This window comes from Pseudomonas sp. B14(2022), from assembly GCF_012030485.1.
Taxonomy (GTDB): Bacteria; Pseudomonadota; Gammaproteobacteria; order Pseudomonadales; family Pseudomonadaceae; genus Aquipseudomonas.
This window is the reverse complement of record NZ_JAAUVM010000001.1, coordinates 110,999-135,089: the sequence shown is the minus strand read 5'-3', so window position 1 is coordinate 135,089 and position 24,091 is coordinate 110,999. Positions and strand designations below refer to the sequence as shown.

The 24,091-nt window shown below is 60.2% G+C and carries 24 protein-coding genes, 5 tRNA genes and 2 pseudogenes; 10 read left to right on the top strand and 21 right to left on the bottom strand.

Annotated elements, in window-relative coordinates; translation table 11 throughout:
• The first annotated feature begins 176 nt into the window (after positions 1-176).
• Complete coding sequence (cra, locus tag HCF10_RS00715; RefSeq protein ID WP_131698474.1) at positions 177-1,172, top strand: catabolite repressor/activator; 996 nt, start codon at positions 177-179, stop codon at positions 1,170-1,172.
• 2 nt (positions 1,173-1,174) lie between these two features.
• The gene (locus tag HCF10_RS00710; protein WP_131698475.1) at positions 1,175-1,951 is read left to right on the top strand and encodes a TatD family hydrolase; all 777 of its coding nucleotides are present in this window, start codon (positions 1,175-1,177) and stop codon (positions 1,949-1,951) included.
• On the opposite strand, the gene HCF10_RS00705 is transcribed toward HCF10_RS00710, so the two are convergent.
• The 6 genes and pseudogenes from HCF10_RS00705 to HCF10_RS00685 form a co-directional block, all read right to left on the bottom strand.
• Complete coding sequence (locus HCF10_RS00705; protein WP_145335377.1) at positions 1,898-2,329, bottom strand: hypothetical protein; 432 nt, start codon at positions 2,327-2,329, stop codon at positions 1,898-1,900. The genes HCF10_RS00710 and HCF10_RS00705 overlap by 54 nt on opposite strands.
• 126 nt (positions 2,330-2,455) lie before the next feature.
• Positions 2,456-3,160: a methyl-accepting chemotaxis protein gene (locus HCF10_RS31850; RefSeq protein ID WP_443200898.1), complete on the bottom strand. Its 705-nt coding sequence runs from the start codon at positions 3,158-3,160 to the stop codon at positions 2,456-2,458.
• A gap of 153 nt (positions 3,161-3,313) precedes the next feature.
• A pseudogene (locus tag HCF10_RS31845) lies at positions 3,314-3,511 on the bottom strand (HAMP domain-containing protein); the annotation flags it as partial.
• Positions 3,512-4,667: 1,156 nt separating this feature from the next.
• Complete coding sequence (gene ampE, locus HCF10_RS00695) at positions 4,668-5,504, bottom strand: regulatory signaling modulator protein AmpE (protein WP_145335381.1); 837 nt, start codon at positions 5,502-5,504, stop codon at positions 4,668-4,670.
• Positions 5,501-6,064 carry a 1,6-anhydro-N-acetylmuramyl-L-alanine amidase AmpD gene (gene ampD / locus HCF10_RS00690; protein WP_065924088.1) on the bottom strand — a complete coding sequence of 188 codons (564 nt, stop codon included), beginning with the start codon at positions 6,062-6,064 and terminating at the stop codon, positions 5,501-5,503. The genes ampE and ampD overlap by 4 nt, the downstream gene beginning before the upstream one ends.
• Positions 6,065-6,125: 61 nt before the next feature.
• On the bottom strand, positions 6,126-8,276 hold the full coding sequence (locus tag HCF10_RS00685) for a DUF1631 domain-containing protein (protein ID WP_167654713.1): 2,151 nt from the start codon (positions 8,274-8,276) through the stop codon (positions 6,126-6,128).
• Between the two features lie 245 nt (positions 8,277-8,521).
• Between HCF10_RS00685 and nadC the strand changes: the two genes are divergently transcribed.
• Positions 8,522-9,370 (top strand): carboxylating nicotinate-nucleotide diphosphorylase, encoded by an 849-nt coding sequence (nadC, locus tag HCF10_RS00680; RefSeq protein WP_131698480.1) that lies wholly within the window; start codon positions 8,522-8,524, stop codon positions 9,368-9,370.
• Positions 9,371-9,377: 7 nt separating this feature from the next.
• Here nadC and HCF10_RS31770 read toward each other — a convergent pair.
• The 5 genes and pseudogenes from HCF10_RS31770 to HCF10_RS00660 form a co-directional block, all read right to left on the bottom strand.
• Positions 9,378-9,467 (bottom strand): annotated as a pseudogene (locus tag HCF10_RS31770) (outer membrane lipoprotein carrier protein LolA); the annotation flags it as partial.
• 21 nt (positions 9,468-9,488) lie between these two features.
• A complete protein-coding gene (locus tag HCF10_RS00675) occupies positions 9,489-9,794 on the bottom strand; it encodes a DUF6388 family protein (RefSeq protein WP_027604882.1) in 306 nt (101 codons plus the stop codon).
• A gap of 178 nt (positions 9,795-9,972) precedes the next feature.
• Positions 9,973-10,045 (bottom strand) — tRNA-Thr (locus tag HCF10_RS00670).
• Positions 10,046-10,093: 48 nt separating this feature from the next.
• Positions 10,094-11,494: an O-antigen ligase family protein gene (locus HCF10_RS00665; RefSeq protein WP_167654712.1), complete on the bottom strand. Its 1,401-nt coding sequence runs from the start codon at positions 11,492-11,494 to the stop codon at positions 10,094-10,096.
• Positions 11,495-11,529: 35 nt separating this feature from the next.
• Entirely contained in the window at positions 11,530-11,940 is a 411-nt protein-coding gene (locus tag HCF10_RS00660) for a pilin (protein ID WP_131698538.1), read from the bottom strand.
• Between the two features lie 202 nt (positions 11,941-12,142).
• Here HCF10_RS00660 and HCF10_RS00655 point away from each other — a divergent pair, with 202 nt between their 5' ends.
• From HCF10_RS00655 to yacG, 4 genes are read left to right on the top strand one after another with little or no spacing between them, the layout of a single operon-like run.
• Entirely contained in the window at positions 12,143-13,351 is a 1,209-nt protein-coding gene (locus tag HCF10_RS00655; protein ID WP_167654711.1) for a type II secretion system F family protein, read from the top strand.
• Entirely contained in the window at positions 13,348-14,214 is an 867-nt protein-coding gene (locus tag HCF10_RS00650) for a prepilin peptidase (protein ID WP_131698483.1), read from the top strand. The genes HCF10_RS00655 and HCF10_RS00650 overlap by 4 nt, the downstream gene beginning before the upstream one ends.
• The gene (coaE, locus tag HCF10_RS00645; RefSeq protein WP_027604887.1) at positions 14,211-14,834 is read left to right on the top strand and encodes a dephospho-CoA kinase; all 624 of its coding nucleotides are present in this window, start codon (positions 14,211-14,213) and stop codon (positions 14,832-14,834) included. Before HCF10_RS00650 ends, coaE begins: the two co-directional genes overlap by 4 nt.
• Positions 14,831-15,031 carry a DNA gyrase inhibitor YacG gene (gene yacG / locus HCF10_RS00640; RefSeq protein WP_003188437.1) on the top strand — a complete coding sequence of 67 codons (201 nt, stop codon included), beginning with the start codon at positions 14,831-14,833 and terminating at the stop codon, positions 15,029-15,031. Before coaE ends, yacG begins: the two co-directional genes overlap by 4 nt.
• Here yacG and HCF10_RS00635 read toward each other — a convergent pair.
• From HCF10_RS00635 to HCF10_RS00625, 3 genes are all read right to left on the bottom strand, one after another.
• A complete protein-coding gene (locus HCF10_RS00635; RefSeq protein ID WP_003171680.1) occupies positions 15,028-15,243 on the bottom strand; it encodes a hypothetical protein in 216 nt (71 codons plus the stop codon). The genes yacG and HCF10_RS00635 overlap by 4 nt on opposite strands.
• A 75-nt stretch (positions 15,244-15,318) precedes the next feature.
• Positions 15,319-16,008 (bottom strand): energy-coupling factor ABC transporter permease, encoded by a 690-nt coding sequence (locus tag HCF10_RS00630; protein WP_145335391.1) that lies wholly within the window; start codon positions 16,006-16,008, stop codon positions 15,319-15,321.
• Positions 16,005-16,472 carry an FAD/FMN-containing dehydrogenase gene (locus HCF10_RS00625; protein ID WP_131698485.1) on the bottom strand — a complete coding sequence of 156 codons (468 nt, stop codon included), beginning with the start codon at positions 16,470-16,472 and terminating at the stop codon, positions 16,005-16,007. The genes HCF10_RS00630 and HCF10_RS00625 overlap by 4 nt, the downstream gene beginning before the upstream one ends.
• Positions 16,473-16,576: 104 nt before the next feature.
• On the opposite strand from HCF10_RS00625, the gene HCF10_RS00620 reads away from it, so the two are divergent.
• The 3 genes from HCF10_RS00620 to HCF10_RS00610 are packed head-to-tail and all read left to right on the top strand — an operon-like array spanning position 16,577 to position 18,793.
• Positions 16,577-17,206 carry a DUF1780 domain-containing protein gene (locus HCF10_RS00620; RefSeq protein WP_027604891.1) on the top strand — a complete coding sequence of 210 codons (630 nt, stop codon included), beginning with the start codon at positions 16,577-16,579 and terminating at the stop codon, positions 17,204-17,206.
• Positions 17,207-17,260: 54 nt separating this feature from the next.
• On the top strand, positions 17,261-17,434 hold the full coding sequence (locus HCF10_RS00615) for a DUF3094 family protein (RefSeq protein WP_016976295.1): 174 nt from the start codon (positions 17,261-17,263) through the stop codon (positions 17,432-17,434).
• A 60-nt stretch (positions 17,435-17,494) separates the two neighbouring features.
• Entirely contained in the window at positions 17,495-18,793 is a 1,299-nt protein-coding gene (locus tag HCF10_RS00610) for an NAD(P)/FAD-dependent oxidoreductase (protein ID WP_167654710.1), read from the top strand.
• Positions 18,794-18,924: 131 nt separating this feature from the next.
• Here the strand turns inward: HCF10_RS00610 and HCF10_RS00605 are convergent.
• The 7 genes from HCF10_RS00605 to rluD all read right to left on the bottom strand — a co-directional run bounded on the left by HCF10_RS00605 (position 18,925) and on the right by rluD (position 24,036).
• Positions 18,925-19,001: transfer RNA gene (locus HCF10_RS00605), tRNA-Pro, on the bottom strand.
• A 93-nt stretch (positions 19,002-19,094) separates the two neighbouring features.
• Positions 19,095-19,170: transfer RNA gene (locus tag HCF10_RS00600), tRNA-Lys, on the bottom strand.
• Positions 19,171-19,175: 5 nt separating this feature from the next.
• Positions 19,176-19,252, bottom strand: a tRNA-Pro gene (locus tag HCF10_RS00595).
• 9 nt (positions 19,253-19,261) lie between these two features.
• Positions 19,262-19,337: transfer RNA gene (locus HCF10_RS00590), tRNA-Asn, on the bottom strand.
• A 303-nt stretch (positions 19,338-19,640) separates the two neighbouring features.
• A complete protein-coding gene (gene clpB, locus HCF10_RS00585) occupies positions 19,641-22,205 on the bottom strand; it encodes an ATP-dependent chaperone ClpB (protein WP_131698487.1) in 2,565 nt (854 codons plus the stop codon).
• Positions 22,206-22,351: 146 nt separating this feature from the next.
• Positions 22,352-23,077, bottom strand: a complete 726-nt coding sequence (pgeF, locus tag HCF10_RS00580; protein WP_131698488.1) for a peptidoglycan editing factor PgeF — start codon at positions 23,075-23,077, stop codon at positions 22,352-22,354.
• Positions 23,074-24,036: a 23S rRNA pseudouridine(1911/1915/1917) synthase RluD gene (rluD, locus tag HCF10_RS00575; RefSeq protein WP_090409564.1), complete on the bottom strand. Its 963-nt coding sequence runs from the start codon at positions 24,034-24,036 to the stop codon at positions 23,074-23,076. Before rluD ends, pgeF begins: the two co-directional genes overlap by 4 nt.
• Positions 24,037-24,091 lie beyond the last annotated feature (55 nt).

The window sequence follows — 24,091 nt, the reverse complement described above, 5'->3', positions numbered from 1 at the left end:
GTCGTAAAAATACGCTGGCTGAAACGTTTAATCTAGAATTTATGGCAGGTTACGCGTTAATTGCGCATCCTTGAAGAACCACTCGGCACTTGAGCTGAGACATTGGTCGTGTGCAGGAATCGGTTACGATTGGACAAAATGTCGGGGCGAGCTCCAAAAAACAAGGAAATCCCGGTTTGAAACTCAGTGATATCGCACGTCTGGCCGGTGTGTCCGTGACCACCGCCAGCTATGTCATCAATGGCAAAGCCGCACAGCAACGCATCAGCAGCGCGACCGTCGACCGGGTGCGTGCGGTGGTCGAAGCCCATGGCTTTACGCCCAACCCCCAGGCCGCCGGGCTGCGCAGTCGGCATACCCGTACCCTGGGATTCATCCTCCCGGATCTGGAAAACCCCAGTTACGCACGCATCGCCAAACTGCTGGAGCAAGGTGCACGGGCACGCGGCTATCAGTTGCTGATCGCCAGCTCAGACGATGAAGCCGACAGCGAGCGCCAACTGCTGCAACTGTTCCGCGCCCGCCGTTGCGACGCGCTGTTCGTCGCCAGTTGCCTGCCGGCCAGCGACGACAGTTACCGCGAGCTGCAAGCCAAGGGTCTGCCGGTGATTGCCATCGACCGGGTGATGGGGGCGGACCAGTTCTGCTCGGTGGTCAGCGACGACCGCCAGGCCTGCCAGCAACTGACCAGCAGCTTGCTGCAACCGTTGCCCAAGCAGATCGTACTGATTGGCGCGCGGCCCGAGCTGAGCATCAGCCAGGAGCGTGCGGCTGGCTTCCGTGAAGCGCTTGACGGTTTCACCGGCGAGGTCATCGTCGAACACGGCGAAGCCTTCAGCCGCGACTGTGGCCGACAGCTGATGGAGCAACTTCTGCATCAACTGGGGCACTTGCCTGACGCCTTGGTGACCACGTCCTACGTGCTGTTGCAAGGCGTGTTCGACGCACTGCATGACTTCCCGCTCAAGTCGCGCCCGCTGCGCCTGGGCACGTTTGGTGACACCCAGTTGCTGGACTTCCTGCCGCTGCCGGTCAACGCCATGGCCCAGCAACATCAGCTGATTGCCGACACCGCCCTGCGCCTGGCCCTGGCCGCCATTGAAGAAGAACAGTACCAACCGGGCGTGCACGCCATCGGCCGGACCTTCAAGCAGCGTATCCACGAGGCCTGAGCGTGGAGCTGATCGACACCCACACCCACCTGGATTTCCCGGACTTCGACAGCGATCGCCGGGAAGTCCTCGCCCACAGCCGGGCGTTGGGCGTGCGGCGCATGGTGGTGTTGGGGGTGTATCAGCAGAACTGGCAGCGGCTGTGGGATCTGGTGCAGGCGGATGCAGGTTTGTTCGCGGCCTTTGGCCTGCATCCGGTGTACCTCGATGAGCACAAGCCCGCCGACCTGACGGAGTTGGGTGACTGGTTGACCCGCCTCCACGGCCATCGACAGCTCTGCGCGGTAGGTGAGATCGGCCTGGATTACTTCCTTGAACAGCTGGATCGCGAAGGCCAGCAAGGCCTGTTCGAAGCCCAACTCAAACTGGCGGTGGACTTCCAACTGCCGGCGCTGCTCCACGTACGCCGCAGCCACGCGGCCGTGATTGCCACACTCAAGCGCATCCGCCTGCCACGGGGCGGCATCATCCACGCGTTTGCCGGCAGCCGGGAAGAAGCCCACGAATACATCAAGCTGGGGTTCAAGCTCGGCCTGGGCGGCGCAGCCACATGGCCCCAGGCCCTGCGCATGCACAAGGTGCTGGCACACCTGCCGCTGAACGCGGTCGTACTGGAAACCGACGCCCCCGACATGGCGCCGGCCATGTACCCGGGCCAGCGCAACAGCCCGGAGCACCTGCCGGCGATCTGCACCGCCCTGGCCGAGCGCATGGGCACCAGCCCCCTAGCGCTGGCCGAGGCGAGCACACGCAATGCGTGCGAGCTGTTCAATTGGTAGTACCGGGGTCACCGCTTGCAGGTTCAAGGTCATGCGCTGCCGATGACGGGCATAGCGCAACACCAGGAAATGCACCAGCAGCACCACTAACGACACATTGAGTTGCCCGATCAGGCTGATCAGCCCCACCCACTCCATCACCAGCGCCACGATCAGCACCACGCAGGTCAGCACGGCCATGCTCGGGCGTACCAGCGCCCAGTGATCCAGCGCCTTGAAATGGCGCAACTGCCGGGGGCAGTTCAACGCCAGGATGCGCTGGCAATACGGGCAATCAAAGGGCTCTTCAATGGCGATGGCATTCAACTGCCAAGGCTTGAGTTCAAACGTGATGTCGCAATGGGCGCAGTGCCCCTTGATGCCGATTGCAGGGGTCATCGTCGTGCCTCCCTTGGACCTTGATTGAGTGACACAAATTTTCACTCATTCACCCGCGCAAAAAAGGCACTCCGGGAAATCAGGACAGGCACTACACCAAACCAAGACCAATCCTACGACATAGCCTTACACACGAAAGGCCCCGATCAGTTGCTTCAATTCGATCACCTGTATCGACAGCTGCCGGCTCGCCGCTTCAGTCTGATGCGCGCCTTCGGCAGCATGCTCGCCGGCACGATTGATTTCGACGATATTCTGGTCGATGTCATGAGCAACGGCGGTCTGCTGCTCCACAGCCGCGGCGATCTGCTGATTCTGATCGACGATCATGCCCACGGCACCGAGGATATTTTCCAGGGCTTGCTGGACCTTATCCGACTGTTCCACGGTGCCGCTGGCCATTTCATGGCTGCTGCCCATGGCCTTCACGGCCGCTGCCACGCCGCTGTGCAGACGGCTGATCATTTGTTCGATTTCTTCGGTGGAATGCTGGGTCCGCCGGGCCAGGGTTCGCACCTCGTCGGCCACCACGGCAAAGCCGCGTCCCTGCTCACCGGCCCGCGCGGCCTCGATGGCAGCATTGAGTGCCAGCAGGTTGGTCTGCTCGGCGATGCTTTTGATCACCTCCAGGACGCTGCTGATGGATTGGCTGTCAGTGGCCAATTGGTTGATCACCCTTACCGACTGGTCGATCTCCGAGGCCAGCCGCGCAATGCTGCCCTGCTGGGATTGCACCAGGCCACGGCCATTGACGGTTTCATCGTTGACGCTGTGGGCACTGCTGACCGCCGCCGCCGCACTGCGCGCCACCTCCTGGGCGGTGGAAGACATTTGGTTCATGGCCGTCGCCACCTGCTCAATCTGCATGCGCTGGCCAGAGACCGCCTGATTGCTCCGGGCCGAGACCGTTTCCACTTGACCGGCCTGTAATTCGACCTGGCTGACGGTGTGCCCGACGCGCTCGATCAAGTCATGGATTTTCGCTACGGTACCGTTGAACACTTGGCCCAGATCGCCCAACTCATCGCGGCTTTGGGCAACAAAGGTAACGGTCATGTCGCCGGCGGCCACCTTGTCCATCATCGCCCCCAGACGCCGCAACGTAGTACGCGTAGACGCGTAGAACCCCGCATACAGGTAGAAAATCAGCAAAAACACCGCCGTCAGCGCCGAGACCAGCATCACCATGTGCGTACGGTTCTGCGCCAGGCGCTGCTCCAGTTGCTGCCCGAGGAACATCAGGGTGGCGTCATCGAGCTGATAGGTGTGGTCCATCAATTGGCTGACGCTGTCATAGAAACCCTGCCAGGGGGCATCAAGGGTTTCGGCCATCACCACCTGTTCTTCAAACAACTCACTGCCGTGCTTGAGGCTGGCGTTACTGGCCTTGGCCAGGCTGTCGAGCGCCGCGTGCGCGGCGTTGCTGGAGCCCAGGACGTCCTGCAATTTCAAGGCGTATTCGGCCTGGAGCTTTTCCAACTGTTGCAGCAGTTCGTCGAAGCGGGTACTGGAAGATGAGTTGAGAAAACCCTGGCCCAGGGAGTAGGCGCCCATCGCCCGGCCTTCTCCCAAGGTCTGGGTGACCTGCGGGGTGACGCTGGTGATCAGTTCGCTGAGTTGGCGCAAATCACTCTGGGGGTCGCGGCTCAAGCCGGACTGGCTGGCAATGATCTGGCTGAGCATCTGTGCCTTATTGAGCAACTTGCCGATCAACGCACTTTTGCTCTGCAGCGAGCTTTCCTGCTGCTGGGCCTGGAAGGCCGCGATCAGTTCGTCACGCTTACCTTCAAAGGCGGCGATTTGCTCAGGTTCGGCAGCCATCGGGTTGAGGCCTTGCAGACGGGCGAGCACGCTCTGCTCCAACGCGCTGATCTTGTCCTCAAGGTCAGCGGCCTTGCCGGACTGACCGAGCGTTACGTTGATCTGCACCTGGTTATTCAGGGTTTCCAGGTCACGGCGCAGGACCAGGCTGCTGCCGAGCAAATCCAGGCTTTGCAGCTCGACACGAGTGCCCTGGAATTCGCGCCAGGAATCGCGCACCAGGTAATAGTTGGTCGCCAGCATCGGCAGCAGGAACAGCACGCTGATCAGGCTGAACTTCAGGCCGAAGCTAAGACGGTTCATCAGCGCGATGGCGGGATAGAGCAAGCTCTTCACAGGTGACCTCCCCTTTCTTTTATTTTTATTGAGGCGCAGGGCGGCGGCAGAAAGCCACTATTTGGCGCTCTGTCTGTATAGCTCAATTTGAAAGGGAGTTTTGTAACGTAAAGTTAACGAACCAGGATTGCGGGGGGCTGCTGCGCAGCCCGGCGCGGGGCAAGCCCGCTTATCACAGGAATCAGGGCAACACCGTCCAGATGGCGAAGCCGGCATACCACAGCACCGCCGCACGCAGCAGCAGTTCCCACAGGCGATCCAGGCTGTTGATGCCGTCGGCACCCACGGCCGGAGGGGGGATTTCAGCGGCGACCAGACCGACTTTTTCCACCAGTTGCGCCGCGCTGATGTCCCAGCTCAGCAACTCGTGAAGCATGACACGGCTGACCGCGACGAAATTGCCCACCAGCGCAAAACTGGCCGCCAGCAAGCGCACCGGCAACCAGTCAAACGCGTGACGCAGCTGCCCGGCGCGCTCAGCCACCAGAGGGTTGTGGCTATGCTCACTGGCGAGCGCCAGCAGTCGATAGGCCAGCGCGGCGACCGGCCCTAACAGGAAGTACCAGAAAATCACGGCGAAGAAGCTCTGGTAGACCTGCCACAACAGATAGCCCTGGACGCGCTCCAGCAGTTGCTCGCCGCTGTCGGCTCCCAGCTTCAGGTCGCGCTCGGCCACATGTTCGGCCGCCTGCAGGTCACCACGGCGCCAGGCATCACGAAATGGCCCCAGCCCAGCCAATAGATCGCCACGGCCCAGGCTGTAGATCACCACCAGCAAGTGCACCGGCAGCGCCAACAAACCATAGGCCACCGGTTCCAGCACCAGCAACAACAACGCCAGCAACGCCACCGGCAGCAACACCAGCAGGACCAGAATCAGCCAAGGCTGCTTGCCCGTGCGCGGGCTCGACTCCAACTTGGCCAATTCGCGCAACCAGCCGCCGTCACGCTGCAACCGCTGGCGCATGGCCGAGAACTTCTCGATCCACACTGCCAACACCAACACCAGAAAACTCATCGTGCGTGTCCTCCATCCTGCAGGGCGCTGCGAAAGCGCGCCCAATCAAAAGCGGGGCCGGGATCGGTCTTGCGCCCCGGAGCAATATCGCTATGGCCGCAAATACGCTGCGGCGTAATACCTGGGTAGGCTGCCAGCAACTGACGGGTCAGGTCGATCAGCGATACATACTGAGGGTTGGTGAACGGCAAATCATCCGTGCCCTCAAGCTCTATCCCCAAGGAAAAGTCATTGCACGTCTCACGCCCTTCGAAGCACGAGACCCCGGCATGCCAGGCCCGGTCGATACAGGACACAAACTGCGTCACCGTGCCATCGCGCTCAATCAGAAAATGCGCAGACACCCGTAGGTCGGCAATCCCTTCAAAGTAGGGATGTTCCGTGACGTCCAGGCGATTCTGGAAAAACTCCTGCACTTTGCCGGTGGCAAACTGCGCGGGTGGCAGGCTGATGTTATGCACCACCAACAGTGAGATTTCGCCTGCCGGGCGCTCGTTGAAGTTGGGTGAAGGGCAATGGCGAATGCCCTGGCACCAGCCGCTGGCGGGGTCCAACTGCATACAGGATCCTTGAACGTGACTAAGTGTGACCAGTATGCCGCGTTCGACCCCGTGGTTGCGATCACTTGCCGCGATTGAGTTGACGCAGCTTGCCCACCACCGCCGCCAGCGCCCGCTCGAACAGCGGCTCATCGTCCAGGTTATGCAGCGCGCCACGTTTGAACGCCATTGCCAGTTGGCCCGCGCTCTTCTCCAGGACCTTGAGCCCGGTACGGCCGACGAAAACATAGGTGCTGGCCGGCGCCATGATCGCCGTCAGCTTGCACCGCAGGGTGCCTGCCTGGCCCTGCTGGAACACGAACCAGTCGCCGATTCGCAATTGGTGCACCTTGGCCAGGTCCGGATCATCGTCCGGCAGGCCCTCGACTGGATCGAGCGGCAGTGCGCTGAACACAAAGGGCTCACGCACTTCGAGCCATCCATCGCCCCCCTCGGGCGGCCGGACATGCAGGGTCTGCAAGCGCACAAAAAAATCGCGGGTGCTGAAGGGGTCGAATGCAGCGCTGGTCAAGCCGTCGCGCAGTGCCTTGAGCAACCCCGGCAACTGCTCCAGCAAGTGCACCCCGGCTTCAGTGTCTGCCGGCAGGCTGACACTCCAGATCAGCTCATCCATGGTGCGCAGCCCTGCCTGCCATTGCACCGACTGCTCGCCGTGCTTGAGGCTGGCCAGCAACAGCACCTGGCTCCAGGCCTGTTGCAGGAACTGCACCACCGCCTGCGGCAAAACCTTGCCCAGCATCCGTCGATTGAGTACCTCAGCCACCCGCGCACGCGCCGCTTCAGTGCGCACGCGCCCTTCTTCAGCATTGCGGGTGTGTTGTTCAAGCAATTCGCTACGACGACGCTCATCGGCGGTGAACGCTGTGAATTCAGTCAGCAATTGGGAAAAAATCGCCGGATCTTCAACAAACTCATTGAGTAAACGCTGAACCACCTGCTCTATGCGCAGGTACAGGCTGTCGCGCTGGAAGTCATCGACGGGGCTCCAGCCCATGGCAGTGGTCGCGATTTCATTCAACAGGCGCCGAGCCGGGTGGCCGGGGCGACTGAAAAAGCTCTTGTCCAGCACCGCCACTTTCAGCATCGGGATCTGCAGGCGGCCAATCAAGGCCTTGAAGGCGTCCGGCACCGCGCGGTCATTAAGGATGAATTCGAACAGCAGGGCGATCAGGTTGATCACATCTTCATCCGCATCCTCCACCACCCGCGACTTGCCACTCTTGACGCTGACACGGGTGAGCAACTGCTCGAGTTGGTTACACAGGTCAAAATCATCTTCGGCGCCCGGCTCCGGGACGTACTGCTGCAAATGGGATAACAGGCGCAGCAGATCGCGGGTGGCGATGGGCTGGGGTTCGGCACTGGCTTCAAGGGTAGGCGACACGCTACCGCGCACGACGGTCAACAATGCCTGCAAGGCGGTGAAGGCTTGCTGGCCATTTTCGTCGACGGGTTGGTCGGCGCTCGACAATGCCTCCTCGCGATGATGATCGCGGGTGGCACGACCGCCAGGACGACGGGATGGCACGGCCTTGAGTTCCGGCAACACGCCGGTCGCGACCAGCAGTTGATTGGCTTCACCGTACAGTTGGTCAGCATCACTGAGGACGTACTTTTCAAACAGCTTGAGCATGATCAGCTTGACGCGGATCTCCACGCCCAGACTGCGCCCGGCACGCAGGAAAAACTCGCACAGCAGCGCCGGCCCCAGGGGGTTCTCACGGTCGTCCAGGCGATTGCCGAGCAATACACTCAAGCGTGCAGTGAGTTGCGACAGCGCCAGGCCGTCGCGGTGACGCACCCGGCCTAGCATGGCCTCAAGCGCGACAGCTTTTTCCAGGTCGTCCCTGGACGTGCCTGGGGCCGCATCATAGGACACCACGGGCACCAACTGAAGCTCACCACGCCCCGCCTGCCCCAGGTTTCCAAAGGCTTCGAACAGCCGCTCCATGAACACGCGCTCGAAATTCTTGCGCTTGAGGCGCAGGTCGCGCATGGCTTCAAAGAAAATATGGTGGTCCACGTTGCTGCGAGCCTTGTCGGCCATTTCGAACAAGGTGTCGTCGGCGTTATCGAACAGTTCCTGCAAACCCTGCTGCAACTGCTGCGCCGCCTTGTCGCGAACCTGCAGCAACACCACCGGCAGGCGCGCGAGCGGCGATGGCGTGGCTTGTGCCTTGTTGATCGGCACCACCTTTCCGTCATTGTGCATCCTGGCCTCCTGAAACGGCGGTAAAGCGTTGGGGAAAGATCGTGTACAGGCCCAATAAGCGCTGTGGATAACCGGTTACCACCAGGGCGTCAAAGCTATGACGCCAATTGCAAGGCGCAAGATTATCTTGCAAATGAGTGCGGTTGCGCCAGCAAACTCTGACATTGCGCTGTAAATGAGTGGTGAGCCTGGGTTCAAACGCACGCTGCCCCTATAATCGGGACACTTTGTTTGTGGAGCCTGTTATGCCAAACCTCCGTCTTGCCGACCTCACCGCCGAAATCGAAGCCAACGTGCGCCGCGCGCTCCTGGAAGACATCGGCAGCGGCGACATCACCGCACAGTTGATCCCGGCCGAACGGCTGGCCACGGCCACCATCATTACCCGCGACGACGCCGTCATCGCCGGCACAGCATGGGTGGACGCGGTATTCCGCCAACTGGACCCGCGGGTTGCCGTGCACTGGCAGGTGGCCGACGGCGAGCGCGTCAGCCCCAACCAAGTCCTGTTCCGTCTGGAAGGTCCGGCGCGTTCGCTGCTCAGTGGCGAACGCTCTGCCCTGAACTTCCTGCAATTGCTCTCCGGGGTCGCCACACGTGCCCGGTTCCTGGCGGATTTTGTCGCCAGCACCCAGGTGAAGCTGCTGGACACCCGAAAAACCCTGCCCGGCCTGCGCCTGGCGCAGAAATACGCGGTGACCTGCGGTGGCTGCCACAACCACCGCATCGGTTTGTATGACGCGTTCCTGATCAAGGAAAACCATATCGCGGCCTGTGGCGGGATTGCCCAAGCCATCAGCGCCGCCCACAAGATCGCACCCGGCAAGCCGGTGGAAATCGAAGTGGAGAGCCTGGACGAACTGCGCGAAGCGCTGGCGGCGGGCGCCGACATCATCATGCTCGATGAATTGAGCCTGGAAGATATGCGTGAAGCCGTGCGCCTGAACGGCGGCAAGGCCAAGCTGGAAGCCAGCGGCGGGATCAATGAAACCACCCTGCTGCCTATCGCCGAGACGGGGGTGGACTACATCTCCATTGGTGCGATGACCAAGGATGTGAAAGCAGTGGATTTGTCGATGCGTCTCAGTATTTGAGCACCTTAACGGTAGGAGCGAGCTTGCTCGCGAAAAACCTGAGAATGCCGCAGGGAACCAGGCAGCCCGCGTCATCGTTAGCGATTTTCGCGAGCAAGCTCGCTCCTACAAGCTGCTTTTAAACGACCAAATCGTTCATCTCGCAATACTCTTCCCATTCGACACCCAGCACCTCGGCCGCCTCTTTGTGCAAGGCCAGCCGTGCCGCTTCGAATTCTTCCGGTGTCGAGGTGTACTTGAGGGTCAGTTCCCAAGGCTGGAAGCCCTGGCTCTCGGCTTCGTCCTCGAAGGCCCACTGGATCTGGTCGCGCTGATCATCGGCGCTCAGGTCCTTGATCTCTTCTTTAAGCTGCGGCGATTCCTCAAGGTATTTTTCGAGGGCTGCTTGATGCCGAACTTCCTGGGTCATTTCAGTCGTGGTCATGTTGTTCTCTTAGATCGAGGAATGGGGATGCATCTGGGTCATCAAGGTTGCGCAGATACAAAAGAGCGGGCACACGTGCCAACTCGTCTGGCCTTCAGAACCATTCTGGGATCATCTGAAAACATTGCCTTTGAAACACTGCCGTTAAAACACCGCAGCTAAAACAGTAGCGCCTTTTTGCCCGAGACAGGAATCGAACCTGCGACCTTCGCGTTACGAGTGCGCTGCTCTACCAACTGAGCTACACGGGCGGTGGGCTAAAGCTAGCACCGCATCGGGCGTCCGGCAACTTGCGCCCTTCAACGGGCAATGACCCCCTGAGCCCAGAAGCGTGGTTGCAGGTGACGACCTTCGCCGTCCTGGTACTGCTGCTGGGCTTGCTGGAGGTGAGGCACATCGCGCATCGCGATAAACACCAACAGACCAACGGCCAACACACTCAAGGCTTTCCATAGGTTCCGGGCCAACGGCAGCGCAGCGCTTGCTGGCATGTGCGACACATGCAGCGCCATCAGCCAGCCCACCACCAGCGCCAACCAGACCTGGGAGTTGGGCATCACGATCACGCCATCGACCATAGACTGCACCAGCGCCCCCACCAACGCCGCAGACAGGCACAAACGCAGCAGGTCAACACGCTCGGCGGACAGCGCTCGCTCGCGTAGCACAGCCAACGTGGCCCAGCCGCCTCGCCCTGCCAGCACCGCCACGCACAGCGCCGAGGGCACACCCCATTCGCTGGCCCATTGCAGAATCGCCTGATGGGGATGAGCGGCAATCCTGTTGGCGATATCGGCAAAATGCATCGGCCCGAAACCAAGCCACGGCCGCTCGACGAGCATGTACCACGCCTGCCACCAGATCGGGCCACGTCCCGACAGCGAGGTGGTGAGGCGATCTCCGGCACCACTGGAGAGCTCAATCCCCAGGTAATCCGCCAGCACCGTGAATATCAGCCAATACAGCAACAGCCCAACCAACACCGCGGCCAACTGCCAGCCCAGCCAGCGACGCCCCCAAGGCCCAAGCACCGCCAACACCAGGCCTGCCACACCCATACCGAGCCAGGTACCCCGCGTGCCGCCGCTGATTGCGATCAGCCACCAGACACACAGCAACGCAAACATCGCACCTCGCAAGGCACGGGAGATATTCGGGATCAGTAAAGGCAGCGCCAGCAATGGCAGGGTAAATGTCTGAAACTGGCCGTAGAAACGCTTGTTGGAAAAGCCGGACAACAGCCGGTCAGGGTCCAGCGCGCGCTCGCCACTGGTGAATGCGAGCGTACCGGCATAGAGATACTCGGCCGACTTGATCAGGCACAACACCACCACAACCAGGATCAGCACGCGATCCAAAGACTCGCCGCCGTGACGACGAAGCAAGGAAAAGGCGACGGCAATCGCCGCGCAGCTGATAAACAGCGCCACTTCGGTGAGCGCCCACAGCGGCTGATGGGCAAGCGCCGAAGACAGCAGGCCCAGCCCGACAACCAGCGCTACTCCCCAGGCCGTGGGCCTGTCCACCCAAGGTTCAGTCGAGGTAACCGACAACCCATACAGCACCGCGCAAAACCCGATGGCAATTTGCATTCCACGCTGTAGATCATGCCCACCGAACGGTGCGCAAATCCCGACAGTCATCAGGCACGCAGTTGCTATCAGGAAAACTCCGCCTCGCTGCTGTACGGATAACGCCATCGGCCACCTCGACCTCCCTGTGGATGGTTTAGCAGTTATGCCCCGTCGGTGCCGCAGCCCTTGCCGACATATTTCGCTTCAGCGGTAGTCGTGCACTTCCAGCCGGTGGCGCTGCGCACCAGGCTGATGGTCTTGCCCAGCACCGGCGCCGGCGCGTCGAGTATTTCGCAGCTGATGGAGCCCGCGCCCGTGGCCACGTCGCCTGCCACATCGATCTTGCAGTTGGCGGTGGGACTGGTGCCGCCGATCAAGGCCAAGGTAGGTACGGTGCCCTGGTTGATGGTGTCTTCGTAGCCGGCCTTCAACGCGGCAATTTCAGCCAGGCCGGCAGTGAACTTGGCCTTGGCCTGGTGCGTGGTGTACATGGGCAAGCCGATGGTGGCCAAAATGCCGATGATTGCCACGACGATCAACAACTCGATCAGGGTAAAGCCTTTCTGACGTATCACATTCACTCTCCAGAATAGAACTCATGACAAGGCGCGTCCTGCACCCCGTTTTTGCAACGGCGCCAGTGTACTCACCCGCAAGCGGTCAATCGCGTTCAAGACGCACATTCTGACATTTTTATCCTGCGCCATAGGCATGCCCGAATCCGTCACCTGACTAAGCTATAAATCTTCGACAGTCTGTATGCGGAACCGCGACATGAACAATGCTTCGACGATTTACGCCTGGGAAGGCATCAACCGCAAAGGGCGCAGGGTGTCCGGGCAAACCAAGGGGCACAACCCTGCCCTGGTCAAGGCACAACTGCGCCAGCAAGGGATCAGCCCCGGCCGTGTGCGCAAGCAATCTCCGCTGCTGCCAAGCCTCGCACCATCAGTCAAAGCGGCTGACATCACCCTGTTCGCTCGCCAACTGGCTACGCTGCTGAAGGCAGGGGTTCCACTTCTGCAAGCCTTCGACATCATCAGCGAAGGCGTCGACAACCGAGCAGTGCGTGAACAGGTGCAAGGACTTAAACAGGCGATCGCGGCCGGCAGCAGCCTGGCTGATGCATTGCGCAAACAACCGCGTTATTTCGATGCGCTGTACTGCAACCTGGTGGCCGCCGGCGAACAGGCCGGGGCGCTTGAGACACTGCTGGAAAGGGTGGCGATCCACCGGGAAAAAAGTGAGCAGCTCAAGGCCAGGATCAAAAAGGCCATGACGTACCCCATCGCAGTCCTGGTGGTTGCCAGCCTGGTCACCGGCATACTGCTGGTCCATGTGGTGCCGCAGTTCCAGAGCCTGTTCGCCGGGGTCGACGGCAAACTGCCTGCATTTACCTTACATGTGATCGCCTTGTCGGCGTTCATGCAGCACGCATGGTGGATGCTGGTGTTGGGCATAGCCGCGGGCGCCATGGGACTTCGCCAGGCTTATCGGACCTCGTCGGGTTTTCGCTACTGGCTGGACGCCGGTTTGTTGAAAGCGCCCCTGGCAGGCAAACTGCTGACAAAATCCGCTGTGGCCCGTTACGCCCGCACGCTCTCCACGACCTTTGCCGCCGGTGTCCCACTGGTACAGGCATTGGATTCAGTCGCCGGCGCCGTGGGAAATGGCCCGTTCAAACAGGCAATCGAACATATGCGTCACGATGTATCCACTGGTATGCAACTGAATCAATCCATGGTCAACAGTGGCCTGTTTCCCAGCATGGCGATCCAGATGACGGCGATCGGCGAAGAGTCGGGCACCCTGGAATACATGCTGGAAAAGGTCGCCAGCCACTATGAAGCGGAGGTGGACAACCAGGTCGACAACCTCACCAGCCTGATGGAGCCGTCGATCATGGTGGTCCTGGGGGGGATTGTCGGCGCGCTGGTCATCGCCATGTACCTGCCGGTCTTCCAATTAGGGAGCGCATTTTGAGCGTGCTGCTGAACGAGCACCCATGGGCTTTTGTCGCCATAGCGTTGGTACTGGGGCTCATCGTCGGCAGCTTCCTCAACGTGCTGGTCTGGCGCCTGCCTAAAATGCTCGAACGGGAATGGCGTGCCCAAGCCCATGAGGTGCTCGGTCTACCTGCCGAACCTGACGGGCCGACCTACAACCTGATGCACCCCAACTCATGCTGCCCACACTGTGATCATCCCATTCGGCCCTGGGAAAATATCCCACTGCTCAGCTACCTGATACTCAGGGGCCGCTGCGCCCATTGCCGGGGGGCCATCAGCCCCCGCTACCCTTTCACCGAACTCGCCTGCGGGTTGATCTCGGCAGGGGTCGCCTGGCATTTCGGCTTTGGCTGGGAAGCCGCAGCGCTGCTGGTGTTGAGTTGGGGATTACTGGCGATGAGCCTGATCGATGCAGACCACCAGTTGCTGCCGGATGTGCTGGTGCTGCCATTGCTGTGGCTGGGGCTGATCGTCAACAGCTTTGGATTACTGACGACATTAGCCGACGCGCTATGGGGTACCGTGATCGGCTACATGAGCCTGTGGAGCGTGTTCTGGCTGTTCAAGCTGGTCACCGGCAAAGACGGCATGGGCCACGGTGATTTCAAGTTGCTGGCCCTGCTCGGCGCCTGGGGTGGCTGGCAGCTATTGCCGATGACACTGTTGATGTCCTCGCTGGTGGGGGTGGTTGTCGGGTTGATCATGATGCGCCTGCACAAGACCCAGACGTCCACGCCGATGCCATTTGGCCCGTATCTGGCAATTGCCGGCTGGATTGCAGTGCTCTGGGGTGGTCAAATAACCGACTTCTATTTGCAGTCTGTCGGTTTCAGATGACCACTCCTGTTGCAACACCCTGGATTCTTGGCCTCACTGGCGGCATCGGCAGCGGTAAAAGTGCGGCAGCCCAGCACTTTATCGACCTGGGCATTGACCTCGTGGACGCCGATCACGCCGCGCGCTGGGTGGTCGAACCCGGCCGCCCGGCATTGGCACGCATCGCCGAGCATTTTGGTGCTGGCGTATTGCAGCCTGACGGCCAGCTGGACCGCGCAGCTCTGCGCAAGCTGATCTTTGAGGTGCCCGAAGAGCGCCGCTGGCTGGAAGCCCTGCTGCACCCGTTGATTGGCGAGGAGATTCGCAGTCACCTGGCTCGCGCCCGCTCGCCTTACGCGATCCTGGTGTCACCGCTGCTGATCGAATCGGGCCAGTACAGCATGACCCAGCGCATCCTGGTGATCGATGTGCCGCAATCGCTGCAGATTCAGCGTACCCTGCAGCGCGACGGCATCAGCGAACAACAGGTTCAGGCAATCCTCAAGGCCCAGTCCAGCCGTGAAGACCGCCTGAACCATGCCGATGACGTGCTGGTCAATGACCAGGACCTCGCCTGGCTGCACAGCGAGGTCGAGCGACTGCACCACTTTTACCTTACTTTGCGTGGAGGCCGATCATGAGCCAACCCTTGACCGTCGACTGCCCAACCTGCGGCGCACCCGTGGAATGGAAAGCGACCAACCTCAACCGGCCGTTCTGCTCGGACCGTTGCAAACTCATCGACCTGGGCGCGTGGGCCGCCGAGGAACACAAGATTCCCGTGGCTCCGGATGCCGAAGACGAGCTGTTTTCCGAAGACTTGCCGCCACGCCACTAAGGCCGCATAAAGGCGTATTCCTGCTGGTCGTCGAGGTTTTCTGCGAGGTATTGCAGCTCGTCGGCCAGGTCTTCGAAACTGCGTACGCCCTTGCTCTGCTGTACCACCGCACTGAGCATCGCGCGCAGGGTCAAGCCTGGGTCGAAACCGATTTCCTGTGCCGCATCCTGGCTTCTGCGCAACTCCTGCCGTGCCCACTCGTACACACTCATGATTCGTGCTCCCGCCTTGCCTAGGAAAATTTCGCAGAGCATGGGCCTGCTCGGCTGCGCGGGATTTGATCTGGGTCAACGCTGCGATTCGTCATCCTTCCAGGGCGCCGAGAGGTAGCGTGTGCGGTTGAATGTCTCCAGCCATTCCGGACAAAACACCACCAGGGCGCTGATCACCATCCCGTTGATAAAGGCCTCGGGGAAGATGATCAGCCACAGGTAACCGACGAAATCCTCCAGCCATTCCGGCATAGCAAAACGACCGTCGAACCACAGCAACCCGAGCCCCAGCAGCAGGCAAAACAAGGCCGACAACGCGGCAGCAAAAAAACCGGAGCAGAAGATATACACGAAGGGATTGCGCGGCTGCGCTCGCTCGACCACAAGCGCACAGCCTTCGGTGATCAGCACCGGCAGCACGACCAGCAGCAGGCCGTTGACGCCAAGGGCTGTCAGGTCCTGGCGCCCAAGCAGCATTAACCCGAACTGGGCGGCAAAACCACCGACGATGGCCAGGGGCCAATCCAGCAGCAGGGTTACGGCGGTCATACCGATAAAGTGGTAGGACACTCCGGTGTCGAAATCCCGTCGCACCAACCACAACATGAACAGTGCGAACACCGTACCGAACAGCAAATGCTGACGCCGCCGGTCGGCAAACAACTCGACCCAGGGCGAGCGCAGGATCGCCCATAACAGCACCGGCGCATACAACAGCCAGCCGATGCCGAGGGTTGTGGGCGCCAGCACTGCGGCGCTGATCACGGCTTCACCTGCTCCAGGGCCTGGCGCAGTTCGGCAGCGGTGCCGTATTCATGTTGAGAAACCAACGTACCGTTATCCAGCTGCAGCCACAGCACTTTATCCGCCGCCGCGGGATAACGCGGGGCGATACGCGCGTCACGGTCCAGCATGACGCGGTAGTTGTAGGATTGCATGGCCGGTACCGCGAACAATTTGGCGATCAGTCGAGGCATGCGCTGGATGTCAGCGACGAACACTGCATGCCGCGCTTCGAGGTAGCCTTTAGGTTGGCCTTGCAGCGCCGCGTCGACCAGCTTGGCCGCGTCCATGCTGCGCGCCACCAACAGAATCTGCGCCTGGTTATCGAGGGTATAGGCTTGGTCGAATTGATCGAGCAAGGTCCAGGGGGCGAGGCGTTCGCCCACTTCAACAGCCTGTGCCCATACCGGTAAAACACTTAGCAATAGCACCACCAGAAACTTCACTGCACGCTCCTCATTCGGGGGAATTACGCTTGAAAGGCCAGTCTACACCCTGGCTTTTGCAGCAGGACTTCCTGCGGTCATCATTTGGACGCTAAGCTGCAAGCATGGATGACTCAGATTATTTGCGCCTGCTCACCGTAGCAGCCGAACAAGCCAATGCGTTCCTGTCCAATGCCCGCAAATGGGAGCGTGAGCGTTGGGTTTGCCAGCGCCTGCTGCAAGGCTTGAATGTGCCCTACCGCGCCGAAGAGTTTCATCCCGCCGGGCAAGAGCCGCCTGACGTGCTGTTTCGCGATGCCAGTTTCGAGGTGTTTTTCGTACTCGATGAAGGCCGGCGCCTGAACGACGAATGGCGCGATGAGTTGCTACGCCGGCGCAGTGCATTTTCCCTGAGCCAACTGGTGCGCCGCGAAGCCAAGCCTCGGCGCATCCCCGCCCATGAATTCCTGCTGCGCCTGGCACCCACGCTGCGCAAAAAAGCGCACAACTATAAGGAGCGCGGCATGGACCTGGGCGAGTTGGATATCGTCGCCTTCACCAGTCTCAAGCGCGAAGTGCTCGACCTCAACAGCCACTTCCCACCGCCAACGGAATACCTGCGCCAGGGCTGGCGCTCGCTGTCGCTGGTGGGGCCAACGTTTGCACGGGTGCTGTTCGCCCACCCGGACGCGCCGGATTTCTTGCGCAACAACTTGGGTCGCAGCATAGTGTTCGACGTGGGCATCAGCCTCTGATCCCCTCGCTGTAACGTGGCGCCCCTTTGCAACGTCTACCTGACGAGGCCTTATATGACCAGCCGCCTGAACCCCGACGACCAACAGCATGTCGAAGAGTACCTGCAACTTTCCCAGAACCGAGTCGAGCGCAAGCCTTTCCGGCCGTGGCTGCTCCTTGGTGTGGTGCTGGTGGTGGTGATCGGGCTCGGCCTGCTGAGCCGCCTTTTGAGTTACCTGACGCTATGAGCTGCCTGGCGCTCGCGGGGGTAACTGCTCCGATTTCTTTTAGCCTTGCGAGATATCCCCATGACCCATCGTATTATTATCGTCGGCGGCGGCGCCGGCGGCCTGGAGTTGGCTACGCGCCTGGGTAAGACTCTGGGCAAGCGCGGCACCGCCAGCATCACGCTGGTGGACGCCAACCTCACCCACATCTGGAAGCCTTTGCTGCACGAAGTCGCTGCCGGCTCACTGAACTCTTCGGAAGACGAACTCAATTACGTCGCCCAAGCCAAATGGAACCACTTCGAGTTCCAGCTGGGGCGCATGAGCGGGCTCGACCGTGAGCAGAAGAAAATCCAGCTGGCCGCCACCCTCGACGAAGAAGGCCGCGAATTGGTGCCTGCGCGCGTGCTGGGCTATGACAGCCTGGTGATTGCGGTAGGCAGCACCACCAACGATTTCGGCACCGAGGGCGCGGCACAGCACTGCCTGTTCCTCGATACACGCAAGCAGGCCGAGCGCTTCCACCAGCAGTTGCTGAACCACTACCTGCGCGCCCATGCCGGGCAGACCGATGTGGTGGAAAAGATCAGCGTTGCCATCGTCGGCGCGGGTGCGACCGGGGTCGAATTGGCCGCCGAACTGCATAACGCCGCCCATGAGTTGGCGGCGTATGGCCTGGACCGCATCAAGCCGGAAAACATGCACATCACCCTGATCGAAGCAGGCCCACGTGTACTGCCGGCCCTGCCGGAGCGGATCGGCGGGCCGGTGCATAAAACCCTGGAGAAGCTCGGGGTGACGGTACTGACCAACTCTGCGGTCAGCGAAGTGACCGCAGACGCATTGATCACCAGCAGTGGCCAGGTGATTCCTGCCAGCCTCAAAGTGTGGGCCGCCGGGATTCGTGCACCGGGCTTCCTCAAGGACATCGACGGCCTGGAAACCAACCGCATCAATCAACTGCAAGTGCTGCCCACTCTGCAAACCACCCGCGATGAAAACATCTTCGCCTTTGGCGACTGCGCCGCCTGCCCGCAACCGGACACCGATCGTAATGTGCCGCCACGGGCCCAGGCCGCGCACCAACAGGCCTCGTTGATGGCCAAGTCGTTGAAACTGCGTATCGAAGGCAAGGACCTGCCGTCGTACAAGTACACCGACTATGGGTCGCTGATCTCGCTGTCGCGTTTCTCGGCGGTAGGTAACCTGATGGGCAACCTGACCGGCAGCGTGATGCTGGAGGGCTGGCTGGCGCGGATGTTCTATGTGTCTCTGTACCGCATGCACCAGATGGCGCTGTATGGCTTCTTCCGCACGGCGATGTTGATGCTGGGCAGCAAGATTGGCCGCGGGACTGAACCGCGCCTGAAACTTCACTGACGGCAGAGTCCCTGGTGGGACTCGTTCAATGTGGGAGGGGAACCGCCTCTCCCACATTAGTTTTATGTTGGAGTTGAGATAATTTCAGGCAAAAAAAATCCCCGTATCTTTCGATACGAGGATTTTTAATATGGTCGGGGTAAGGGGATTCGAACTCCTGACATCCTGCTCCCAAAGCAGGCGCGCTACCGGACTGCGCTATACCCCGGAAAAAAAAGGCGACCTTTCAGTCGCCTTCTTCGATCAGCGCTTTTGGCCTCTGATCTTAAGATTCGATTCCAGCGTTAACTGGTCTCAAAAATGGTGGGTCGTGTGGGATTCGAACCTACGACCAATTGGTTAAAAGCCAACTGCTCTACCAACTGAGCTAACGACCCAAATATGGTCGGGGTAGGGGGATTCGAACTCCCGACATCCTGCTCCCAAAGCAGGCGCGCTACCGGACTGCGCTATACCCCGGTTTGAAATTGGCTCCGTGACCAGGACTCGAACCTGGGACCCAATGATTAACAGTCATTTGCTCTACCGACTGAGCTATCACGGAACTACATATTTCAAAGTACAACTTTTACTGCTGTGTAACCTTCTCTTCGACCCTGTCCGTATCGCTACGTTAGCGTCTCTGAGGCGCGCTATTCTACAATCTTAAAAACCCCTGTCAACCCTTTAAATTGCTTTTAAGACAATGATTTGCGCTTCTTTCTGATTTCTTCTTGGGGAGAAGAAACCCGTGGGCTGACGTTGCTGCGGGGCGCACTTTACAAGCCTTTGCCTTACAGTTCAACGCCCTATCGAAAAAAAAGGCCCTGGGATGCAGGGCCTTCTCTTATTGCAGTGCAATTCGGGCTCAGTGGAAGACGATTTCGTCGTTCTCCACAGTCGCCTCGACGCTGGTGCCCGGCATAAAGCTGCCCGACAGGATCAACTGCGCCAGCGGGTTCTCGATCCAGCGCTGGATCGCACGTTTCAAAGGTCGTGCGCCATACACCGGGTCGTAACCGACCGCGATCAGCTTGTCCAACGCCTCGCGGCTCAGTTCCAGCGACAACTCGCGTTCCGCCAGGCGACCGCGCAGACGCCCCAACTGGATCTCGGTGATGCCCGCGATCTGATCCCGCGCCAATGGCTCGAAGATCACCACTTCGTCGACCCGGTTGATGAATTCCGGACGAAAGTGCGTAGTCAACGCATCCATTACAGCCGCGCGCTGGGCCTCACGATCACCTACCAGCTCCTGGATCTGCGCCGAGCCCAGGTTGGAGGTCATCACGATCACCGTGTTGCGGAAGTCCACCGTACGCCCGTGGCTGTCCGTAAGCCGACCATCTTCCAGCACTTGCAGCAAGATGTTGAATACGTCCGGGTGAGCCTTCTCGACCTCATCCAGCAGGATCACCGAGTAAGGCTTACGCCGCACGGCTTCGGTCAGGTAACCGCCTTCCTCATAGCCTACGTAGCCTGGTGGAGCACCGATCAGGCGAGCCACAGAGTGTTTCTCCATGAACTCGGACATATCGATCCGCACCATGGCCTCTTCAGTATCAAAGAGGAACTCGGCCAATGCCTTGCACAGCTCGGTCTTACCCACGCCGGTCGGGCCGAGGAACATGAACGAGCCGCTCGGGCGATTCGGGTCGGACAAGCCGGCACGGGAGCGGCGAACCGCGTTGGACACCGCCACGACGGCCTCTTCCTGGCCGATCACGCGCTGGTGCAACAGGTGCTCCATCTTCAGCAGCTTGTCACGCTCGCCTTCGAGCATTTTCGACACGGGGATACCGGTCCATTTGGAGACGACCTCAGCGATTTCTTCCTCGGTCACCTTGCTGCGCAACAGCTGATTTTCAGCCTTACCGTGCTGGTCGACCATCTGCAGGCTGCGTTCCAGGTCCGGGATCACCCCGTACTGCAACTCGGCCATGCGGTTCAGGTCGCCTTTACGGCGTGCGGCTTCCAGCTCCTGGCGCGACTGCTCGATCTTTTGCTGGATCTGCGCAGAGCCCTGTACTTCGGCTTTTTCCGAGGTCCAGATTTCTTCAAGGTCCGAATACTCGCGTTCCAGGCGGAGGATCTCCTCCTGGAGTTTTTCCAGGCGTTTCTTGGCTGCCTCGTCCTCTTCTTTCTTAAGTGCCTGGGATTCGACTTTCAGTTGAATCAGGCGACGATCCAGGCGGTCGAGCACTTCCGGCTTGGAGTCGATCTCCATGCGAATGCGGCTGGCCGCTTCGTCGATCAAGTCGATGGCCTTGTCCGGCAATTGACGGTCGGTGATGTAGCGATGGCTCAATTTGGCCGCCGCAATGATCGCGCCGTCGGTGATCGCCACTTTATGGTGAACCTCGTAGCGCTCTTTCAGGCCCCGCAGGATCGCGATGGTGTCCTCTTCGCTCGGCTCTTCCACCAGGACTTTCTGGAAACGACGCTCAAGGGCCGCGTCCTTTTCAATGTACTGGCGATACTCGTTGAGCGTAGTAGCACCGACACAATGCAACTCGCCTCGCGCCAAGGCGGGCTTGAGCATGTTGCCAGCATCCATGGAACCCTCGCCTTTACCGGCGCCGACCATGGTGTGCAGTTCGTCGATAAACAGAATGATCTGCCCTTCCTGCTTCGACAGTTCATTAAGCAGGGATTTCAGGCGCTCTTCGAACTCACCGCGAAACTTTGCACCGGCGATCAACGACCCCATATCCAGGGACAGCAGGCGCTTGCCTTTAAGACCGTCCGGGACTTCACCATTGATGATGCGCTGGGCCAACCCTTCGGCAATAGCGGTTTTACCCACGCCAGGTTCACCGATCAGCACCGGGTTGTTCTTGGTGCGACGCTGCAGAACCTGGATGGTGCGACGAATTTCATCGTCACGGCCGATCACTGGGTCAAGCTTGCCCTCTTCGGCACGCTTGGTCAGGTCCACGGTGTACTTGTCCAGGGCCTGGCGCGATTCCTCGTGGTTAGGGTCGTTAACCGCATCACCGCCACGCAGGTTGTTGATGGCGTTTTCCAGGGCTTTCTTGCTTACACCCTGGCCGAGTAGCAACTTGCCAAGCTTGCTGTTCTCGTCCATGGCGGCGAGCAGCACCAGTTCGCTGGAGATGAACTGGTCACCCTTCTGCTGGGCCAGGCGATCGGCCTGGTTGAGCAGGCGCGCCAAATCCTGGGACATATTCACGTCCCCGGTCGGATTTTGGATTTTCGGCAGTTGGTCGAGCTCTTTGCTCAATTCCTTGCGCAGGCTGCTGACATCAAAGCCCACCTGCATCAACAAGGGCTTGATAGAACCACCTTGCTGTTCCAGGAGCGCCTGCATCAAGTGCGCAGGCTCGATGGCCGGGTGGTCGAGACCCACCGCCAAGGATTGGGAGTCCGATAAGGCCAACTGCAATTTGCTGGTTAAACGATCAATACGCATTAGTCACCTTCCTTTTGAGCAGGCCGGAGCTATAAAACATCCTGAATGAAGAAACCTGCCAGATACCCTTATAGATGGGGTGGATTCTGGAAGATTCAAGCAAGCGGCGGTTGATATGGATCAGCATTGACCCAGATCAGCAGAGTCTAGCGCTCAAGCCAGATAAGGGAGGCAAAACGTCCGGTGCGGGGGCTGCGCCGGTACGAAAAGAAGCGTGGATCGGTCACGGTGCAGAAGCCACCACCATAAACAGCAGTGACGCCACGCGCAGCAAGGCGCAGGCGGGCCAACTGATAGATATCGGCCATGAATTTGCCGGGATTGCGGCTTGGTACAAAGGCTTCGACCGTTGTCGGCAGTTGCTGAATGAAGGCTTCACGCACTTCGGGGCCGACTTCAAAGGCTTGCGGGCCAATCGCCGGGCCCAGCCAGACCAGTACGTCGGCAGGCTCGGCATCCAGGCGTTCAAAAGCGGCTTCCAACACACCAGCCGCCAGCCCACGCCAACCGGCATGGGCTGCCGCGACACGGGTGCCGGCACGATTGCAGAACAACGCAGGCAGGCAATCGGCGGTCATCGCGGTGCAGGCTATGCCAGGGGTGCTGCTCCAGCTGCCGTCGGCTTTGGCGGTGCGGCCAGGGTCGGCCTCAACCACATCCACGCCATGAACTTGGCGCAGCCAGGCCGGCTGAATATCGAAGGCTTCGGTAAGGCGACGACGATTCTCAAGGACGGCCTCAAGGCTGTCCTCAACGTGATCGCCCAGGTTAAGGCTGTCGAACGGCGCCAGGCTGACGCCGCCCGTACGAGTAGTCACACAGGCTTTCACCCCGACAGGCGCGGGCCAGTCAGGAATCAGCCAGTTGTTCACCCGACAAACGCCTCGCGATCCTGCTTGAGCAGCGACAGCAGCCAGACAAAATCGTCTGGAAGTGGCGATTCCCAGCTCATGCGCTTACCGCTCGTCGGATGGTCCAGCTCCAGGAAACGTGCATGCAAGGCCTGGCGCGGGAACGTCTTGAGCGATTCGACCATGGTCTGGCTCGCCGCAGGCGGAATGCGGAAGCGGCCACCGTAGGCAGGATCGCCTACCAACGGGAAGTTGATATGGGCCATATGCACGCGAATCTGGTGGGTACGACCGGTTTCCAGCTTGACCCGCACATGGGTGTGGGACCGAAAACGCTCCAGCACGCGGTAGTGGCTCACCGCCTGCTTGCCGCCTTCCATCACCGCCATACGCTGGCGCTGCTGGCCGTGGCGACCGATCGGGGCGTTGATCTTGCCACCCGCCACGACCACGCCGATCACGATGCACTCGTAGATACGGCTGACGCTGCGGCTCTGCAATTGCGTCACCAGTTGCGTTTGCGCCTGAATGGTCTTGGCCACCACCATCAAGCCGGTGGTGTCTTTGTCCAGACGGTGCACGATGCCGCAACGCGGCACGTTGATAATGTCCGGGATGTGGTGCAGGAGGGCATTGAGCAAAGTGCCATCAGCGTGCCCGGCCGCCGGGTGAACCACCAGGCCTGCGGGTTTGTTGATGACCAGGATGTCGTCGTCTTCATAGACGATATCCAGCTCGATGTCCTGGGCGACCCATTCTCCCTGGGCTTCCTGCTCGGCAGTCAGCTCAAGAATCGCACCACCATGGACTGTGTCTCGCGGGCGGATAACCGCTCCATCCACAGTCAGGCGGCCGTCTTTGATCCAGGCGGAAAGGCGCGAGCGCGAGTGCTCAGCGAATAATTGTGCGGCGACTTGATCGAGGCGTTGGCCGCCCAATTCGGACGGCACCTCTGCGCGAAGTTCAATTTTATCGGACATGCTCAGACTAGGCGTGGCACAGCCTTTGGTTTCGGCTGCGCGCTTGTGGTTAAAT

Excerpts from the sequence above, each read along its gene's own strand:
- HCF10_RS00610 (WP_167654710.1), top strand. The coding sequence starts at position 17,495 with ATGACCCATCGTATTATTATCGTCGGCGGCGGCGCCGGCGGCCTGGAG.
- ampE (WP_145335381.1), bottom strand. The coding sequence starts at position 5,504 with ATGAGTTTTCTGGTGTTGGTGTTGGCAGTGTGGATCGAGAAGTTCTCG.
- HCF10_RS00675 (WP_027604882.1), bottom strand. The coding sequence starts at position 9,794 with ATGACCACGACTGAAATGACCCAGGAAGTTCGGCATCAAGCAGCCCTC.
- HCF10_RS00685 (WP_167654713.1), bottom strand. The coding sequence starts at position 8,276 with ATGCACAATGACGGAAAGGTGGTGCCGATCAACAAGGCACAAGCCACG.
- HCF10_RS00655 (WP_167654711.1), top strand. The coding sequence starts at position 12,143 with ATGAACAATGCTTCGACGATTTACGCCTGGGAAGGCATCAACCGCAAA.
- HCF10_RS31850 (WP_443200898.1), bottom strand. The coding sequence starts at position 3,160 with ATGTCTTCCACCGCCCAGGAGGTGGCGCGCAGTGCGGCGGCGGCGGTC.
- HCF10_RS00665 (WP_167654712.1), bottom strand. The coding sequence starts at position 11,494 with ATGGCGTTATCCGTACAGCAGCGAGGCGGAGTTTTCCTGATAGCAACT.
- ampD (WP_065924088.1), bottom strand. The coding sequence starts at position 6,064 with ATGCAGTTGGACCCCGCCAGCGGCTGGTGCCAGGGCATTCGCCATTGC.
- HCF10_RS00620 (WP_027604891.1), top strand. The coding sequence starts at position 16,577 with ATGGATGACTCAGATTATTTGCGCCTGCTCACCGTAGCAGCCGAACAA.
- clpB (WP_131698487.1), bottom strand. The coding sequence starts at position 22,205 with ATGCGTATTGATCGTTTAACCAGCAAATTGCAGTTGGCCTTATCGGAC.
- coaE (WP_027604887.1), top strand. The coding sequence starts at position 14,211 with ATGACCACTCCTGTTGCAACACCCTGGATTCTTGGCCTCACTGGCGGC.
- nadC (WP_131698480.1), top strand. The coding sequence starts at position 8,522 with ATGCCAAACCTCCGTCTTGCCGACCTCACCGCCGAAATCGAAGCCAAC.
- HCF10_RS00635 (WP_003171680.1), bottom strand. The coding sequence starts at position 15,243 with ATGAGTGTGTACGAGTGGGCACGGCAGGAGTTGCGCAGAAGCCAGGAT.
- rluD (WP_090409564.1), bottom strand. The coding sequence starts at position 24,036 with ATGTCCGATAAAATTGAACTTCGCGCAGAGGTGCCGTCCGAATTGGGC.
- HCF10_RS00615 (WP_016976295.1), top strand. The coding sequence starts at position 17,261 with ATGACCAGCCGCCTGAACCCCGACGACCAACAGCATGTCGAAGAGTAC.
- HCF10_RS00705 (WP_145335377.1), bottom strand. The coding sequence starts at position 2,329 with ATGACCCCTGCAATCGGCATCAAGGGGCACTGCGCCCATTGCGACATC.
- yacG (WP_003188437.1), top strand. The coding sequence starts at position 14,831 with ATGAGCCAACCCTTGACCGTCGACTGCCCAACCTGCGGCGCACCCGTG.